Annotated in this window: 17 protein-coding genes; 5 read left to right on the top strand and 12 right to left on the bottom strand. The window is 61.5% G+C overall.

Annotation, left to right across the window (positions count from 1 at the left end):
* Positions 1 to 81: 81 nt before the first annotated feature.
* The 6 genes from AC07SU_RS15685 to dadA form a co-directional block, all read right to left on the bottom strand.
* On the bottom strand, positions 82 to 2,004 hold the full coding sequence (locus AC07SU_RS15685) for an acetyl-CoA hydrolase/transferase C-terminal domain-containing protein (protein ID WP_494997540.1): 1,923 nt from the start codon (positions 2,002 to 2,004) through the stop codon (positions 82 to 84).
* 137 nt (positions 2,005 to 2,141) lie between these two features.
* Positions 2,142 to 2,555, bottom strand: a complete 414-nt coding sequence (locus AC07SU_RS15680) for a c-type cytochrome (RefSeq protein ID WP_176994669.1) — start codon at positions 2,553 to 2,555, stop codon at positions 2,142 to 2,144.
* 181 nt (positions 2,556 to 2,736) lie between these two features.
* On the bottom strand, positions 2,737 to 3,285 hold the full coding sequence (locus AC07SU_RS15675) for a cupin domain-containing protein (RefSeq protein WP_003176893.1): 549 nt from the start codon (positions 3,283 to 3,285) through the stop codon (positions 2,737 to 2,739).
* Positions 3,286 to 3,401: 116 nt separating this feature from the next.
* Positions 3,402 to 4,475, bottom strand: coding sequence for an alanine racemase (gene alr, locus AC07SU_RS15670; RefSeq protein WP_494997539.1), 1,074 nt, complete (start codon positions 4,473 to 4,475; stop codon positions 3,402 to 3,404).
* A 79-nt stretch (positions 4,476 to 4,554) separates the two neighbouring features.
* Positions 4,555 to 4,908 carry a RidA family protein gene (locus AC07SU_RS15665; RefSeq protein WP_145158111.1) on the bottom strand — a complete coding sequence of 118 codons (354 nt, stop codon included), beginning with the start codon at positions 4,906 to 4,908 and terminating at the stop codon, positions 4,555 to 4,557.
* Entirely contained in the window at positions 4,880 to 6,181 is a 1,302-nt protein-coding gene (gene dadA, locus AC07SU_RS15660) for a D-amino acid dehydrogenase (protein WP_494997538.1), read from the bottom strand. The genes AC07SU_RS15665 and dadA overlap by 29 nt, the downstream gene beginning before the upstream one ends.
* Before the next feature lie 156 nt (positions 6,182 to 6,337).
* Between dadA and AC07SU_RS15655 the strand changes: the two genes are divergently transcribed.
* Positions 6,338 to 6,826, top strand: a complete 489-nt coding sequence (locus AC07SU_RS15655; RefSeq protein WP_003176896.1) for an Lrp/AsnC ligand binding domain-containing protein — start codon at positions 6,338 to 6,340, stop codon at positions 6,824 to 6,826.
* 102 nt (positions 6,827 to 6,928) lie between these two features.
* Here the strand turns inward: AC07SU_RS15655 and AC07SU_RS15650 are convergent, their stop codons facing one another.
* Positions 6,929 to 7,282 carry a YkgJ family cysteine cluster protein gene (locus AC07SU_RS15650; RefSeq protein ID WP_016975913.1) on the bottom strand — a complete coding sequence of 118 codons (354 nt, stop codon included), beginning with the start codon at positions 7,280 to 7,282 and terminating at the stop codon, positions 6,929 to 6,931.
* Between the two features lie 115 nt (positions 7,283 to 7,397).
* On the opposite strand from AC07SU_RS15650, the gene AC07SU_RS15645 reads away from it, so the two are divergent.
* Positions 7,398 to 8,690, top strand: coding sequence for an NAD(P)/FAD-dependent oxidoreductase (locus AC07SU_RS15645; protein WP_176994445.1), 1,293 nt, complete (start codon positions 7,398 to 7,400; stop codon positions 8,688 to 8,690).
* Here the strand turns inward: AC07SU_RS15645 and AC07SU_RS15640 are convergent, their stop codons facing one another.
* A complete protein-coding gene (locus AC07SU_RS15640; RefSeq protein ID WP_176994446.1) occupies positions 8,691 to 8,915 on the bottom strand; it encodes a DUF1127 domain-containing protein in 225 nt (74 codons plus the stop codon).
* Between the two features lie 166 nt (positions 8,916 to 9,081).
* On the opposite strand from AC07SU_RS15640, the gene AC07SU_RS15635 reads away from it, so the two are divergent.
* Together AC07SU_RS15635 and AC07SU_RS15630 are read left to right on the top strand one after the other, a co-directional pair.
* Positions 9,082 to 10,506, top strand: coding sequence for an aminotransferase-like domain-containing protein (locus AC07SU_RS15635; RefSeq protein ID WP_494997537.1), 1,425 nt, complete (start codon positions 9,082 to 9,084; stop codon positions 10,504 to 10,506).
* 62 nt (positions 10,507 to 10,568) lie between these two features.
* The gene (locus AC07SU_RS15630; protein WP_176994448.1) at positions 10,569 to 12,137 is read left to right on the top strand and encodes a phospholipase D family protein; all 1,569 of its coding nucleotides are present in this window, start codon (positions 10,569 to 10,571) and stop codon (positions 12,135 to 12,137) included.
* A gap of 96 nt (positions 12,138 to 12,233) precedes the next feature.
* Here AC07SU_RS15630 and AC07SU_RS15625 read toward each other — a convergent pair whose 3' ends face one another.
* Together AC07SU_RS15625 and AC07SU_RS15620 are read right to left on the bottom strand one after the other, a co-directional pair.
* Positions 12,234 to 13,376: an MFS transporter gene (locus tag AC07SU_RS15625; RefSeq protein WP_494997536.1), complete on the bottom strand. Its 1,143-nt coding sequence runs from the start codon at positions 13,374 to 13,376 to the stop codon at positions 12,234 to 12,236.
* Positions 13,377 to 13,555: 179 nt separating this feature from the next.
* Positions 13,556 to 15,049: an aldehyde dehydrogenase gene (locus AC07SU_RS15620; RefSeq protein WP_176994450.1), complete on the bottom strand. Its 1,494-nt coding sequence runs from the start codon at positions 15,047 to 15,049 to the stop codon at positions 13,556 to 13,558.
* A 230-nt stretch (positions 15,050 to 15,279) separates the two neighbouring features.
* On the opposite strand from AC07SU_RS15620, the gene AC07SU_RS15615 reads away from it, so the two are divergent.
* Positions 15,280 to 15,642: a cupin domain-containing protein gene (locus tag AC07SU_RS15615; RefSeq protein ID WP_176994451.1), complete on the top strand. Its 363-nt coding sequence runs from the start codon at positions 15,280 to 15,282 to the stop codon at positions 15,640 to 15,642.
* A 71-nt stretch (positions 15,643 to 15,713) separates the two neighbouring features.
* Here AC07SU_RS15615 and rpmG read toward each other — a convergent pair whose 3' ends face one another.
* Both rpmG and rpmB read right to left on the bottom strand, forming a co-directional pair.
* Positions 15,714 to 15,869 (bottom strand): 50S ribosomal protein L33, encoded by a 156-nt coding sequence (rpmG, locus tag AC07SU_RS15610; protein ID WP_003176906.1) that lies wholly within the window; start codon positions 15,867 to 15,869, stop codon positions 15,714 to 15,716.
* 11 nt (positions 15,870 to 15,880) lie between these two features.
* Positions 15,881 to 16,114, bottom strand: a complete 234-nt coding sequence (rpmB, locus tag AC07SU_RS15605; protein ID WP_003176907.1) for a 50S ribosomal protein L28 — start codon at positions 16,112 to 16,114, stop codon at positions 15,881 to 15,883.
* Between the last annotated feature and the right edge of the window lie 30 nt (positions 16,115 to 16,144).

Here is a 16,144-nt window from a genome sequence, read left to right as displayed (position 1 = left end):
GGCTCGGAGATATGTATAATAGACAGCTTCAAGGACCTCATCGCCGGCAAGCCGGCTCCTACAGGGAGGTTGTGGTGGCTGTTAGTGTGCGGTGGCCTGTAGGCCGGCGAGTAGCAGGCGCTGGTAGAGGTCTTCTTTCAAGCCTTCAGGCTTATCCAACCCCATCCGCTTCAAATGCCCGGGAAACGCCTCCGGCTCCGGCGCGTCCAACGCAGCCTTGCCCAACTCCAGAATCTCCGTCAGCTTGAATCTGCTCTTGAGCCAGTTCAACGCCCGCAACAGATCCCGCTCTTCCTCCGTGAAGTCGCTGCCCAGCGGGTACTCCGGAAACAACCGCCGATGCCGCGCCTGAATGCCCTTGAGCCGTTCCGGGGTGTTGTCGGTAAAACGCGGCTCCAACTGGAAACCCTCGGGTAACTTGCCGGCCTTTTGCGCCTGCTCGATCAACTCGTCCTGGAAGCGTGAGTCGGTGATCTTGAGCAACGCCTTGATCACGTTGGCATCCGTCTGACCGCGCAAGTCGGCAATACCGTATTCAGTGATCACAATGTCCCGCAGGTGTCGCGGAATGGTGCAGTGGCCGTAGTCCCAGACAATATTGGAACTCACCTCCCCCGCCGATTCGCGCCAGCTGCGCAAAATCAGGATCGAGCGCGCCCCTTCCAGTGCATGGCCCTGGGCGACAAAGTTGTATTGCCCGCCCACGCCACTGAGTACGCGGCCGTCTTCCAGCTGGTCGGCAACGCCCGCGCCCAGCAGCGTGACCATGATCGCGCTGTTGATAAACCGTGCATCCAGGCGCTGCAGGCGCTTGAGTTCTTCCTGGCCGTACAGCTCGTTGATGTAGCTGATGCGGGTCATGTTGAATTCGAGACGCTTGGCGTGGGTCATTTCCTGCAAACGCTGGTAAAAACTGCGCGGCCCGAGGAAGAAACCTCCATGGATCGATACACCGTCGGGCTGCGCGGCGTCGTCCAGCGTGCCGGCGTTGGCCTGCTCCTGGGTGGCCACATCCGGGTACACCTTGCGCCGTACGATCCCGGCATCCGCCAGCACGAGCAAGCCGTTGACGAACATCTCGCTGCAGCCATACAGGCCCCGCGCAAACGGCGCGACGCCACCTTCATGGCTGATCAGCGGCGCCCACTGGTACACATCAAGGTCGGTCAGCAACAAGCGGTAGGCTTCGTTATCAGCCTGACGGGCCAGCAACGCGGCGGTCAGCGCATCCCCCATGGAGCCGATGCCGATCTGCAACGTGCCGCCATCACGCACCAACGTGCTGGCATGCAGGCCGATGAAATGGTCCTGAAACCCGACCGGCATGTTTGGTGTGGAGAACAGCGTGGTGCTGTCTTTTTCATCGATCAGGTAATCGAACGCGTCCATGCCCAGCTCGGAATCCCCCGGCATGTAGGGTAAGTCGCTGTGGACCTGGCCCACCACCAGGATGGTTTCCCCGGCGTCGCGGCGCTTGGCGATCATGGGTAGCAGGTCGAGGGTGATATCCGGGTTGCAGCTCAGGCTAAGGCGGTCGGGGTGTTCGGCACTGCTGGCGACCAGTTGCGCCACCAGGTTCAGGCCGGCGGCGTTGATGTCGCGCGCAGCGTGGCTGTAGTTGCTGCTGACGTAGTCCTGCTGCGCCGAACGGCTGTGGAGCAAACTACCAGGCTGCATGAAGAACTGCTGAACGCGAATATTGGCCGGTAGGCTGTCCTTGTGCAGGTCAGCGAGGAAATCCAACTCGGGGTAATCGCCGAACACTCGCTCGATAAAAGGCCCGAGAAAGCGCTTCTGCAAACCATCACCAAAAGGCGGACGACCCAGGCTCAAGGCGGTGTAGATCGTCAGTTGCCGCTCTGGCAACTTGGCGATACGCCGGTACAGCGCGTTGACGAACAGGTTGGGCTTGCCCAGGCCCAACGGCATGCCCATGTGGATATGCGCCGGCAAGCGCGCCAGTACGTCGTCAACTGCTTGCTCGATTGAACACAACTGCACCATCCGATCCTCCCGAACATTCCATGATTAGGGGTTGGACCGAGCTTGCCGGGTCTTTGCTGCAATGAACAGCGCCGAAACACAAATGGCGGGCACAAAAAAGCCGCTTACAAGCGGCTCTTTTGGCGAAGATCGGTTGATCAGAGGCCGGACATCTTCTTGATCGCGCCTTTGAGGTCATCATCCGAGCAATCGGCGCAGGTGCCTTTTGGCGGCATGGCGTTCAGGCCGGTGATGGCCTTGGCCAGCAGGCCGTCGAGGCCACCCTGGTGGTCGGCGCGGTCTTTCCAGGCGGCCGTGTCACCGATTTTCGGGGCACCCAACAAGCCAGTACCGTGGCACGCGTTGCAATGCTTGGCGATCACGTCATCCGGAGTCTTGGCAGCACCGCCGCCACCTGCGGCCACGGCCACTTCCATGCCCTTGCATTCCTGGCCCTGGACACAGACCTGGCCCACGGGCTCCAGGCGCTTGGCAATTTCATCATTGGTCGCAGCTTGAGCGCTGACAGCCCATAGGGCCAGTACGGTTGCTGGTGCAGCCAGCATTTTCATAATTAGGTTCACGCGTTCACCCTCAATGGTGGCTATTCACGCCTGCGGCCACGGTTTCGCAGGCGGCGAAAGTATAACGGTTAGCCCGCCTGGCCGAAACAACCCTATTAAATAAAGGGAGATTCGGCGCCACGGTTAAAGCTGCGGGTGTGTCTGCAACGCTGGCAGCACGCCTCTTCTGTCAAAAGTTCGCCGGTGTGGCTGCGCTGATTAGTCGCGCCGGCACATCGAACGGGTTGCGAAAACGATGGGGCTTGGTGCTTTCAAAGTAGTAGCTATCGCCGGCTTCGAGCACAAAAGTTTCAAGACCGACCACCAATTCCAGGCGGCCTTCCACCAGAATCCCGGTTTCTTCGCCCTCATGGGTGAGCATTTCTTCGCCGGTGTCGGCGCCTGGCGGGTAGATCTCGTTCAGGAACGCAATTGCCCGGCTGGGGTGCGCCCGGCCTACCAGTTTCATGGTGACGGCACCGTCGGAGATGTCGATCAGCTCATTGGCTTTATAGACGATCTGCGTCGGTATTTCCTGGAGGATCTCCTCGGAAAAGAACTCGACCATGGACATGGGGATGCCACCCAGCACCTTGCGCAAGGAGCTGATCGAGGGGCTGACGCTGTTTTTTTCGATCATCGAAATGGTGCTGTTGGTGACACCCGCACGCTTGGCGAGCTCACGCTGGGAAAGACCCTTGAGTTTACGGATGGATTGCAGTCGTTCGCCGACGTCCAATGCAGGAGCCTCCTAGGATTCAGGCGTTGTTGTAATTGAGCGTTATCATGGCGACAGCGTTCAGTATTTACAACACTTGGGCCTAAATCCCGGGCACCTGCGTTCGTACCCGGCGGTCAAGCGCCGGAATAGAGCCTTGGCACGCGGCGCAGGTTGCAGAAGATCTGGTAAGGGATGGTCTCGGCGGCCACCGCAACATCACTGGCGAGGATGTTTTTGCCCCACAGCTCCACCGTGGAACCGAGGCCGGCCTGGGGCACGTCCGTCAGGTCGATGCACAGCATGTCCATGGATACGCGGCCCAGCAATTGGCTACGTTGGCCCGCGACCAGTACCGGCGTGCCGGTCGGCGCATGACGCGGGTAGCCATCGGCGTAGCCCATGGCAACCACGCCAATGCGCATCGGCTTGGGCGTGATGAACTTGGCGCCATAGCCCACCGGCTCGCCAGCCGGCAGCTCACGCACAGAAATCACTTTGGACTCCAGGGTCATCACCGGCTGCAAACGTGCGGCCACCGCCTGGTCTTCGCCAAACGGCGTGGCGCCGTAGAGCATGATGCCCGGGCGTACCCAGTCGCTGGACACATTCGGCCAGCCCATGACCGACGGCGAGTTACGCAGGCTGACCTCGGCCGACAAGCCTTGGCGCGCCGCTTCAAACACCGCCACCTGTTCATTGCTGCGCACGCAGTCGAGTTCATCGGCGCGAGCGAAGTGGCTCATCAAGACGATCTTGGCGACTTTGCCACTGGCCAGCAGGCGCTGGTACGCCTCGTGGTAATCCTTGGGGTGCAAGCCAACCCGGTGCATGCCGGAGTCGAGCTTGAGCCAGACGGTCAGCGGCTTGCTCAGCCTGGCCTGCTCGATCGCCTCCAGCTGCCACAACGAATGCACCACGCACCAAAAATCATGCTCGTTGATCAGCGGCAGCTCGTCGGCCTCAAAAAAGCCTTCGAGCAACAGCACCGGCGCCCGGATGCCGGCGGCGCGCAGCTCCAGTGCCTCTTCGATGCACGCCACGGCAAACCCGTCGGCCTCGGCTTCCAACGCCTGGGCCACGCGCACGGCGCCATGGCCGTAGGCATCGGCCTTGACCACGGCAAGCGCCTTGGCCCCCGTGACTTCACGGGCCAATTGGTAGTTGTGGCGCAGGGCTTGGAGATCGATCAGGGCACGGGCAGGACGCATGGCGGCAGGCTTCTAGGCGGCAGAGTGAAGAAAAACCGGCACCGACCAACAACGTCGGCACCGGGAGAGGGATCCAGGTTTAAGGCAGCGCCGCCACGACGGACAGCTCTACCAGGATTTCCGGTTCGCACAGCTTGGCTTCAACCGTGGCACGGGCCGGAGCGACGCCCTTGGGCAGCCACTTGTCCCACACCGCGTTCATGCCGGCGAAGTCGGCGTCGATGTCTTTGAGATAGATCGTCACCGACAGCAACTTGCTCTTGTCGGTGCCAGCCAGGTCCAGCAAACGCTCGATATTGGCCAGGGTTTCACGGGTCTGCTGTTCAATTCCGGCACTCATGTCGTCGCCGACTTGCCCTGCCAGGTACACGGTGCCGCTGTGGACAACGATCTGGCTCATGCGCTCATTGGTGAGCTGGCGCTGGATTGACATGTTTTGCGGACTCCTGGTAGTTGCCATAACGGGAAATATCGAGGCCTGCGGCACTAATTTGCGGGGTTTTCTTCGCCATCAGGTCGGCCAGCAGGCGGCCCGAACCACAGGCCATGGTCCAACCGAGGGTGCCGTGGCCGGTATTCAGGAACAGGTTCTTGAACGGTGTGGCACCGACAATCGGCGTGCCGTCGGGTGTGGTCGGGCGCAGGCCGGTCCAGAAGCTGGCCTCGGTCAAATCGCCGCCCTGAGGATAAAGGTCGTTGACGATCATCTCCAGGGTTTCACGTCGGCGCGGGTTCAGCGACAGGTCAAAACCAGCTATTTCAGCCATGCCGCCAACGCGGATGCGGTTGTCGAAACGGGTGATCGCGACCTTGTAGGTCTCGTCCAGAATGGTCGAAGTCGGCGCCATCGCCGGGTTGGTGATCGGCACGGTCAGCGAGTAACCCTTGAGCGGGTACACCGGCGCCTTGATCCCCAGCGGCTTGAGCAGCTTCGGCGAGTAGCTGCCGAGGGCCAGCACGTAGCGGTCGGCGGTTTCCAGCTTGCCGTCGATCCACACGCCGTTGATGCGGTCGCCGGCGTAGTCGAGGCGCTGGATATCTTGTTCGAAGCGGAATTCCACGCCCAGTTGCTTGCACATCTCGGCCAGGCGAGTGGTGAACATCTGGCAGTCGCCGGTCTGGTCGTTCGGAAGGCGCAGGGCGCCGGCGAGGATGTCGGTGACGCTGGCCAGGGCCGGTTCAACGCGGGCGATGCCGGCGCGGTCGAGCAGCTCAAAAGGCACGCCGGACTCTTTCAGCACGGCGATGTCCTTGGCGGCACCGTCCAACTGGGCTTGGGTGCGGAACAACTGGGTAGTCCCCAGGCTGCGGCCTTCGTAGGCAATGCCGGTCTCGGCGCGCAGTTCGTCGAGGCAATCACGGCTGTACTCGGACAAACGCACCATGCGCTCTTTGTTCACCGCATAACGGCTGGCGGTGCAGTTGCGCAGCATCTGCGCCATCCACAGGTATTGGTCGATATCGGCAGTGGCCTTGATCGCCAGCGGCGCGTGGCGTTGCAGCAGCCATTTGATGGCCTTGAGCGGCACGCCTGGCGCGGCCCAGGGCGACGCATAGCCTGGAGACACCTGGCCGGCGTTGGCGAAACTGGTTTCCATGGCAGCGGCAGGCTGACGGTCGACGACCACGACTTCAAAGCCGGCCCGAGCCAAATAGTAGGCACTGGTCACACCAATGACGCCGCTACCCAAGACCAGAACGCGCATTTTTATATCCTCATCGCGGGCATGGCCGCTGACGTGTGTTGTTCGAGCAATGATGTGCGCAGTGTAAAAAACTATTGCCAGTGCATTTCACTATATAAGTGCCTATATTTGGCGACAATTCTTGGCAAAAACCCTTTTCACAGAGGCGTATCCCCTATGCGTACCAACACCCAGACCAAGCGGGAGCTGGACAAGATCGACCGCAACATCCTGCGCATCCTGCAAACCGATGGGCGAATTTCGTTCACGGAGCTGGGAGAAAAGGTCGGGCTGTCCACCACGCCGTGCACCGAACGGGTCCGTCGGCTGGAGCGCGAGGGGATCATCATGGGCTACAACGCACGGCTGAACCCGCAGCATTTGAAGGGTAGTTTGCTGGTATTTGTCGAGATCAGCCTCGATTACAAGTCTGGCGACACCTTTGAAGAGTTTCGCCGCGCCGTGCTGAAACTGCCCCACGTGCTGGAATGCCACCTGGTGTCAGGCGACTTCGACTACTTGGTGAAAGCGCGGATTTCCGAGATGGCGTCGTACCGCAAATTACTGGGCGACATCCTGCTCAAACTGCCCCATGTGCGGGAGTCCAAGAGCTATATCGTGATGGAAGAAGTGAAAGAAAGCCTGAACCTGCCAATTCCTGATTAACCAAATGACACAACTCGGTCAAATGTGGGAGCTGGCTTGCCTGCGATAGCGGTGGCGACTGACCCACCGTCATCGCAGGCACCAGCTCCCACATTAACCGAGTTAAACCAGCACTTGCCGAGTGCTGGCCATGTACTCATGGATCTGCTTCTCCACCCGTGGGTGAATCAGCTCCACCGGCCGCCGCCCGTTCGGGCACGGCAACGTCTTGGTGGTGCCGAACAACCTGCAGATCAGCGGGCGCTCGTCATACACGGTGCAACCATTTGGCCCCAGGTGTACACAGTTCAGCTCGTCCATGGCCGCATCCTGCTCGGCAGCGGTCTTGCGGGGCAGACGCGACATTTCCTCGGGCGAGGTGGTCACCGGCCCACAGCAGTCGTGGCAACCCGGGACGCACTCGAACGATGGGATCTGACGGCGCAGCGCGCTGATTTTCTGACTGTTGCAACTCATCGAAACACGTACCGAACGGCGAATAGGCGTGGATTCTGCCGCAAAAGCCTGCGGTGAGACAGCTTCGCCCGACCGCTGTATCCTGCGTCAAATTTTCCAAACAGGGATGCTCCCCATGACCGCCAGCGCCCGGCACACCGCTTCCTACTACGCCGCCAGCAGCGTGCCGCAACCCGATTACCCGGCGCTGGCCGGTGAGGTGACGGCAGATGTGTGCGTCATCGGCGGCGGTTTTTCAGGGCTCAACACCGCTCTGGAACTGGCTGAGCGAGGTTTGCGCGTAGTGCTGCTGGAAGCGCGCAAGATCGGCTGGGGCGCCAGCGGGCGCAACGGCGGCCAGTTGATCCGGGGCGTCGGCCATGGCCTGGACCAGTTCACCCACGTGATCGGCACCGACGGCGTGCGCCAGATGAAACTGATGGGCCTCGAAGCGGTGGAGATCGTGCGCGAGCGCATCGAGCGTTACCAGATCCCTTGTGACCTGACCTGGGGCTATTGCGACCTCGCCAACAAACCCCGCGACCTGCATGGCCTGGCCGAAGACGCCGAAGAACTGCGAAGCCTCGGCTATCGTCACGAAGTGCGCCTGCTGCAAGCCGACGAGATGAGCAGCGTGATCGGCTCCGAGCGCTATGTGGGTGGCATGATCGACATGGGTTCCGGCCACCTGCACCCGCTGAACCTGGCCCTCGGCGAAGCAGCTGCCGCGCAGCAATTGGGCGTGGAGCTGTACGAACAATCCGAAGTGACCCGCATCGACTACGGCCCCGAGGTCAACGTGCACACCGCCTCGGGCAACGTACGCGCCAAGACCCTGGTACTGGCCTGCAACGCCTACCTGAATGACCTGAACCCACAGTTGGGCGGCAAGGTGCTGCCAGCCGGCAGCTACATCATCGCCACCGAGCCGCTGAGCGAAGCGCAGGCCCACAACCTGCTGCCACAAAACATGGCAGTGTGCGACCAGCGGGTGACGGTGGACTACTTCAGACTGTCCGCTGACCGACGCCTGCTGTTCGGTGGTGCCTGTCACTATTCCGGCCGCGATCCCCAGGACATCGGCGCCTACATGCGTCCGAAAATGCTCAAGGTGTTCCCGCAACTGGCCAACGTGAAAATCGACTACCAATGGGGCGGCATGATCGGCATCGGTGCCAACCGTTTGCCGCAGATTGGCCGGTTAGCCGACCAGCCCAATGTGTATTACGCCCAGGCGTACGCGGGCCACGGTCTCAATGCCACGCACCTCGCGGGCAAGCTGCTGGCCGAAGCCATCAGCGGCCAGCAGCAGGGCCGTTTCGATCTGTTCGCCCAGGTGCCACACATCACCTTCCCGGGCGGCAAGCACCTGCGCTCGCCGCTGTTGGCCCTGGGCATGCTCTGGCACCGCCTCAAGGAACTGGTCTGATCAATCGCGCCAGAAGGGTTTCAGGCCTTCCTGGCGCGCCTGTTCCAAGGTCAGCCCGACATCGCGCAACTGTTCACGAGTCAGGTGCAGCAACGCCTTGCGGGTGTGGCGACGGTGCCAGAACAGGTCCCAGCGACTGATATTGCGCGGCGCCCTCGCCCGCTCCTCTCCGGCCTCCAGTTCCTGGCTGTATAACGCCAACCGCACATCGCTCATGCCGCTCATTTTGCTGCCCCTCATTTGCTTGTTGCCATGAGTGACCAGAATGGGCGGACGGCCAAAACCGATACAGATTCAACCAACCTTTATTAAATGCATACAGACTCTGCCTATCAACGGCTGAATCCTGTATTTTCGTCTTATCTGTACTGGTCCCTTGGGAGCGACCGCCATGACCCTCTACGTCAACCTCGCCGAACTGCTGGGCACCCGCATCGAACAGGGCTTCTACCGCCCGGGCGACCGCTTGCCCTCGGTCAGGGCCTTAAGCGTGGAACACGGGGTCAGCCTGAGCACCGTGCAGCAAGCCTACCGCCTGCTGGAAGACAACGGCCTGGCGATGCCCAAGCCCAAATCCGGCTACTTTGTGCCGGTCGGCCGCGAGCTGCCGGCGTTACCTGAAGTGGGGCGTCCGGCACAGCGTCCGGTGGAGATTTCGCAGTGGGACCAAGTGCTCGATCTGATTCGCGCCGTGCCGCGCAAAGACGTCATACAGATGGGCCGGGGTATGCCAGACGTATTGTCGCCCACCATGAAACCCCTGCTGCGCAGCCTCGCACGGGTCAGCCGACGCCAGGATCTGCCGGGCCTGTATTACGACAACATCCTCGGCTGTATGGAACTGCGTGAGCAGATTGCGCGGCTGTCACTGGATTCGGGCTGCCAGCTGACCGCCGAGGACATCGTGATCACCACCGGTTGCCACGAAGCACTGTCCGCCAGCATCCACGCCATCTGTGAGCCCGGCGATATCGTTGCCGTGGATTCGCCGAGCTTTCACGGCGCCATGCAGACCCTCAAGGGCCTGGGCATGAAAGCCCTGGAAATCCCCACCGATCCCATCACCGGGATCAGCCTCGAAGCCCTTGAACTGGCCCTGGAACAGTGGCCGATCAAGGTCATCCAACTCACGCCCAACTGCAACAACCCGTTGGGCTACATCATGCCGGAGGCCCGCAAAAAAGCATTGCTGACCCTGGCACAGCGCTTTGACGTGGCGATCATCGAAGACGATGTGTATGGCGAGCTGGCCTACAGCTACCCTCGCCCGCGCACCATCAAGTCGTTCGACGAAGACGGCCGCGTGCTGCTGTGCAGTTCGTTCTCGAAAACCCTGGCGCCCGGGCTGCGCATTGGCTGGGTGGCGCCCGGGCGCTACCTGGAACGGGTGCTGCACATGAAATACATCAGCACCGGCTCTACCGCGACCCAACCGCAGATCGCCATCGCCGAATTTCTCAAAGGCGGGCACTTCGAGCCACATTTGCGGCGGATGCGCACCCAATATCAGCGCAATCGCGACTTGATGATCGACTGGGTCAGCCGCTACTTCCCAGCCGGCACCCGGGCCAGTCGCCCCCAGGGCAGCTTTATGCTCTGGGTAGAGCTGCCCGAAGGTTTCGACACGCTCAAACTCAACCGTGGCCTGGTGGAACAGGGCGTACAGGTGGCGGTGGGCAGTATCTTTTCTGCCTCCGGCAAATACCGGAACTGCCTGCGCATGAACTACGCTGCCAAGCCAACCCCGCAGATTGAAGACGCGGTGCGCAAGGTCGGTGCCGCGGCAATCAAGTTGCTGGCTGAGGCGGCCGACTGACCTTTCGCGGGAAATGGCCGTCATATGCCCACAACCGCCCTGAACTGGAAGCAGCGCCCTTGATGATTCGACGGCTTTTACCGTTTTTAATGCTGGGCGCCCTGGCGCTGGGTGGCTGTGCGACGGTGGATGTACCGCGCGTCCCCAGCGACGCACTGCCCGCAGCGCAATCCTCATTCGGCCGCTCGATCCAGGCCCAGGCGGCGCCCTATCAAGGACGCTCGGGCTTTCGCCTGCTGCCCAACAGCAGCGAAGCCTTCATGGCCCGCGCCGAACTGATCCGCAACGCCCAGGTCAGCCTCGACCTGCAGTACTACATCGTGCACGACGGTATCAGCACCCGCATGCTGGTGGACGAGCTGCTCAAGGCCGCCGACCGGGGCGTGCGCATCCGCATCCTGCTGGACGACACTACCAGCGATGGCCTTGACCAGATCATCGCCACCCTCGCCGCCCACCCCAAGATCGAGATTCGCCTGTTCAACCCGCTGCACCTGGGGCGCAGCACGGGCGTAACCCGGGCCATGGGCCGCCTGTTCAACTTGTCGCTGCAACACCGGCGCATGCACAACAAGCTATGGCTGGCCGACAACAGCGTGGCCATCGTGGGCGGGCGCAACCTGGGGGATGAATATTTCGACGCCGAGCCCAACCTGAACTTCACCGACATCGACATGCTCAGCGTGGGCCCGGTGGCCGAGCAACTCGGCCACAGCTTTGACCAGTACTGGAACAGTGCCCTGAGCAAACCTATCGATGAGTTTGTTTCCAGCGCCCCGTCCAAAGGCGACCTGGCCGCAGCCCGCGTGCGCCTGGAGGCCTCGCTGGCCGAATCGCGCCAGCAGAACCATGCGCTGTACAACCGCTTGCGCACCTACCAGACCCAACCGCGCATGGATACCTGGCGGCGCGAACTGATCTGGGCCTGGAACCAGGCGTTGTGGGATGCGCCGAGCAAGGTACTCGCCACGGCCGAGCCGGACCCGCGACTGCTGCTGACCACTCAATTGGCGCCGGAGCTGGAAGGGGTCAATCACGAGCTGATGATGATCTCGGCGTACTTTGTGCCGGGGCAACCCGGCCTGCTCTACCTCACCGGCCGCGCGGATGCGGGCGTCTCCGTGAGCCTGCTGACCAACTCCCTGGAAGCGACCGACGTACCTGCAGTGCACGGCGGCTACGCGCCCTACCGCAAGGCGTTGCTCGAGCACGGTGTGAAACTCTATGAGTTGCGTCGCCAACCGGGCGATGCCGGGGGCGGCAGCGGCCCGCACCTGTTTCGTCGCGGCACGTTCCGTGGTTCGGACTCCAGCCTGCACAGCAAGGCGATGATCTTTGATCGCGAGAAGTCGTTTATCGGCTCGTTCAATTTCGACCCGCGCTCGGTGTTGTGGAACACCGAAGTCGGCGTGCTGGTGGACAGTCCCGAGCTGGCGGAGCACGTTCGCAACTTGGCGCTGCAGGGCATGGCGCCTGCCTTGAGCTACGAAGCGAAATTGCAGGATGGCCAGGTGGTGTGGGTGACTGAAGACAACGGCCAGTTGCACACCCTGACCCGAGAGCCGGGCAGTTGGTGGCGGCGGTTCAATGCGTGGTTCGCCACCAGCGTTGGCCTGGAACGCATGCTGTAGGAGCCGGCTTGCTGGCGATAGCGGAGTGTCAGCCGAATAATTTGTTGACTGACATACCTCAATCGCCGGCAAGCCGGCTCCTACAGGGGTTGTATTTCAGGCAGGTTGTGCGGCGCCGAATGCGCCTTGGCGCAACAGCAGCACCACCAGGCCCAACGCCCCGGCAGCCATCAACAGCGGCAACGCATGCCCGCTGATCCACTGGCTGCCCGCGCCGGCCACCAACGGCCCGATCAGGCAACCGATCCCCCACAACTGCGCGATGTGGGCATTGGCGCGCACCAGCGCATCATCGCGATAACGCTCGCCGATCAAGATCAACGACAGGGTGAACAACCCGCCCGCACTGGCGCCGAACAACACCCACACCGGCCAGATCACCAGCGTGTGCAACACCACGGGAATCGCCAGGCTCGAGGCCAGCAACAGCACCGCACAACTCAGAAACAGCGTGCGCCGCGGCAGGTAGTCGGCCAGCGCGCCGATAGGCAACTGCAACAGCGCATCGCCGACCACCACCGTGCTGACCATGGCCAAGGCGATTTCGGCGGTGAAGCCCTGTTGCAGGCAATACACCGGCAGCAGCGTCAGAATCATTGCTTCGAACGCGGCGAACAAGGCCACCGCCCAGGCAATTGCCGGCAGGCTCAGGCAGAAGCGCCACAGGTCGCCCAGGGTCACGCTGAAGGATTCGGCGGTCGGCGCACCGCTGCGGCCCAGCAACAACAAGGGCGCTACCATCAGCAAACCCACGCCCACCCAGAAACCGTAGTCATGGTCGGTGCCCAGCACTCCCAGCAGCAGCGGCCCCGACAGCTGGCTCAAGGCATAACTGCAGCCATACAGCGCCACCAGCCGGCCGCGCCATTGCTCCACCACCAACTGGTTGATCCAGCTTTCGCCGAGGATAAACACGATGGTGAGGATCACCCCGATCATCAGCCGCAGCACCAGCCACACCGGGTAGCTTGGCAGGATCGCCAGCAAGCCAATGGACACCGCGCCGGCCCACAGGCACAGGCGCATCAGGTTGGCGGTGCCCAGCCACGACGCCATCCTACTGGAGACCTTGGCCCCCAGCAGGACGCCAAAGGCTGGCATCGCCGCCATCACCCCAATCGCAAAACTGCCGTAGCCCCAGCTTTCAAGGCGCAGGGACACCAGCGGCATGCTCACACCCAGGGCCAGGCCGACGCTGAGGACTGAGGCCAAGACGGCGAAATAAGTCGCCCAACGCATTTCCACGCTCCTGTGGATCATTTTTGAGGTCACACAAAACAGTGTGGGAGCGGGCTTATGTGGGAGCTGGCTTGCCTGCGATGCAGGCACCTCGGTTGTTCAGATGAACTGAGGTGATGCTATCGCAGGCAAGCCAGCTCCCACACAAGCCGGCTCCCACATGTTGCCAGCAGTGTTGCTTACAGCTTGATCCAGGTCGCCTTCAGCTCGGTGTACTTGTCGAACGCGTGCAGCGACTTGTCGCGGCCATTGCCCGACTGCTTGAAGCCACCAAACGGGGCGGTCATGTCGCCGCCGTCGTACTGGTTGACCCACACGCTACCGGCACGCAGTGCCTTGGCGGTCAGGTGCGCCTTGGAGATGTCGGCAGTCCACACCGCTGCGGCCAGGCCGTAGACGGTGTCGTTGGCGATCTTCACCGCTTCCTCGGCGCTGTCGAAGGTGATCACCGACAGGACTGGGCCAAAGATCTCTTCCTGGGCGATCTTCATGGCGTTGGTCACACCGTCGAAGATCGTCGGTTCGACGTAGGTGCCACCGGTTTCTTCCAGGGTGCGCTTGCCACCCGCGACCAGCTTCGCACCATCGGCGTGGCCGGCCTCGATGTAGGACAGCACGGTGTTCATCTGCTGGGTATCCACAAGGGCGCCGACGTTGGTCGCCGGGTCCAGTGGGTTGCCCGGCTTCCAGCCCTTGAGGGCCTCGATCACCAGCGGCAGGAATTTGTCCTTGATGGAGCGCTCGACGAGCAGACGCGAACCGGCCGTGCAGACTTCGCCCTGGTTGAAGGCGATCGCGCCGGCCGCTGATTCGGCAGCGGCCTTAAGGTCCGGGGCATCGGCAAACACGATGTTCGGACTCTTGCCACCGGCTTCCAGCCAGACGCGCTTCATGTTCGACTCGCCGGAGCGGATCAACAATTGCTTGGCGATCTTGGTAGAGCCGGTGAACACCAGGGTATCGACGTCCATGTGCACCGCCAGCGCGTTGCCCACGGTGTGGCCGTAGCCTGGCAGTACGTTCAGCACGCCTTTTGGAATGCCGGCTTCAACCGCCAGGGCCGCGATGCGGATGGCGGTCAGCGGGGATTTTTCGGACGGTTTGAGGATCACCGAGTTACCGGTGGACAGCGCCGGGCCGAGCTTCCAGCAGGCCATCATCAACGGGAAGTTCCACGGCACGATAGCGCCCACGACACCGACCGGCTCGCGGGTCACCAGACCCAACTGATTGTGCGGGGTGGCGGCGACTTCGTCGTAGATCTTGTCGATGGCTTCACCGCTCCAGCTCAGGGCATTGGCGGCGCCGGGTACGTCGATTTCCAGGGAGTCGGTGATTGGCTTGCCCATGTCCAGGGTTTCAAGCAGCGCCAGCTCTTCGGCATTGGCGTTGAGCAACGCGGCGAAACGCAGCATGACGGACTTGCGCTTGGCCGGCGCCAGGCGCGACCACACACCGGAATTGAAGGTGGCGCGAGCGTTTTCCACGGCGCGCTGGGCGTCGGCGGCGTCACAGCTGGCAACAGTGGCCAGCAGGCGGCCATCGACCGGGCTGATGCATTCGAACGTGTCACCGGAAGCAGCGGCGGTGTATTCGCCGTTGATGTAGGCGCGGCCTTCGATCTTCAGATCCTTGGCGCGTTGTTCCCAGTCGGCACGGGTCAGGGTGGTCATGCGAGTGTCCTCCTCTTATTGAATACAAGGGCCAGGCGATGTCCCCCGGCAGCCTCACAGAATTCTTGCCCGGCCAGCCAGCTGTTCGGCTCAAGGCAGTTGCCACCCTAAACCAGCGGCTGGGGATGTTTCAATATATTTGACATAACGCCGGCAAACGCCCTTGCGATGTTCATTTTAATAAACATAGACTTTGGGCTCTCCAACCGCAGGCCAGACGGGACACGCACATGAGCATCCAGGACATCGTCGACTTCAGCCAAGCCAACACCGCCCCCGATCGCTACCGCCCTGCTGCGGAAAAAATCCTCAAGGGCGACCCGGAGCAAACGATCTACAACCACTACAACAGCCCGTGCGGCCAGATGAGCGCCGGGGTGTGGGAAGGTGAGGTCGGGCAATGGAAGGTCAACTACACCGAACATGAGTACTGCGAGATTGTGCAGGGCGTTTCGGTATTGCGAGATGCCGCGGGCAATGCCAAGACCCTGCGCGCCGGCGACCGCTTCGTGATTCCCGCTGGTTTCAGCGGCACCTGGGAAGTGCTGGAACCGTGCCGCAAGATCTACGTGGTGTTCGAGCAGAAGGCCTGATCAGTAAATCGCAGGCAAAAAAAAGCCCGACTCGTGAGAGACGGGCTTTTTTTCACAAGGAGGAAAATCAATTACTTGATTTTGCCTTCTTTGTAGATCACGTGCTTGCGAACGCGCGGGTCGAACATTTTCTTTTCGAGCTTGTCCGGGGTAGTACGCTTGTTCTTGTCGGTAGTGTAGAAGTGACCAGTACCGGCGCTAGAGATCATTCGAATCAATTCACGCATGATAGAGCTCCTTAGATCTTGCCAGCGGCACGGATTTCGGCCAGCACGACAGTGATGCCACGCTTGTCGATGATACGCATGCCTTTAGCAGATACACGCAGGCGAACAAAACGTTTCTCTTCTTCAACCCAGAAGCGGTGATGCTGCAGGTTCGGCAGGAAACGACGACGGGTTTTGTTATTTGCGTGGGAAATGTTATTCCCAGTCACCGGACCCTTACCGGTAACTTGACAGACTCTCGACATGCCTCAGCCCTCTAAAACCACATGCCCAAC

It is taken from the genome of Pseudomonas sp. GW821-FHT05H12, assembly GCF_059419385.1.
Note: the sequence above shows the minus strand (reverse complement) of the source record. Positions and strands in the feature narration are given on the sequence as shown.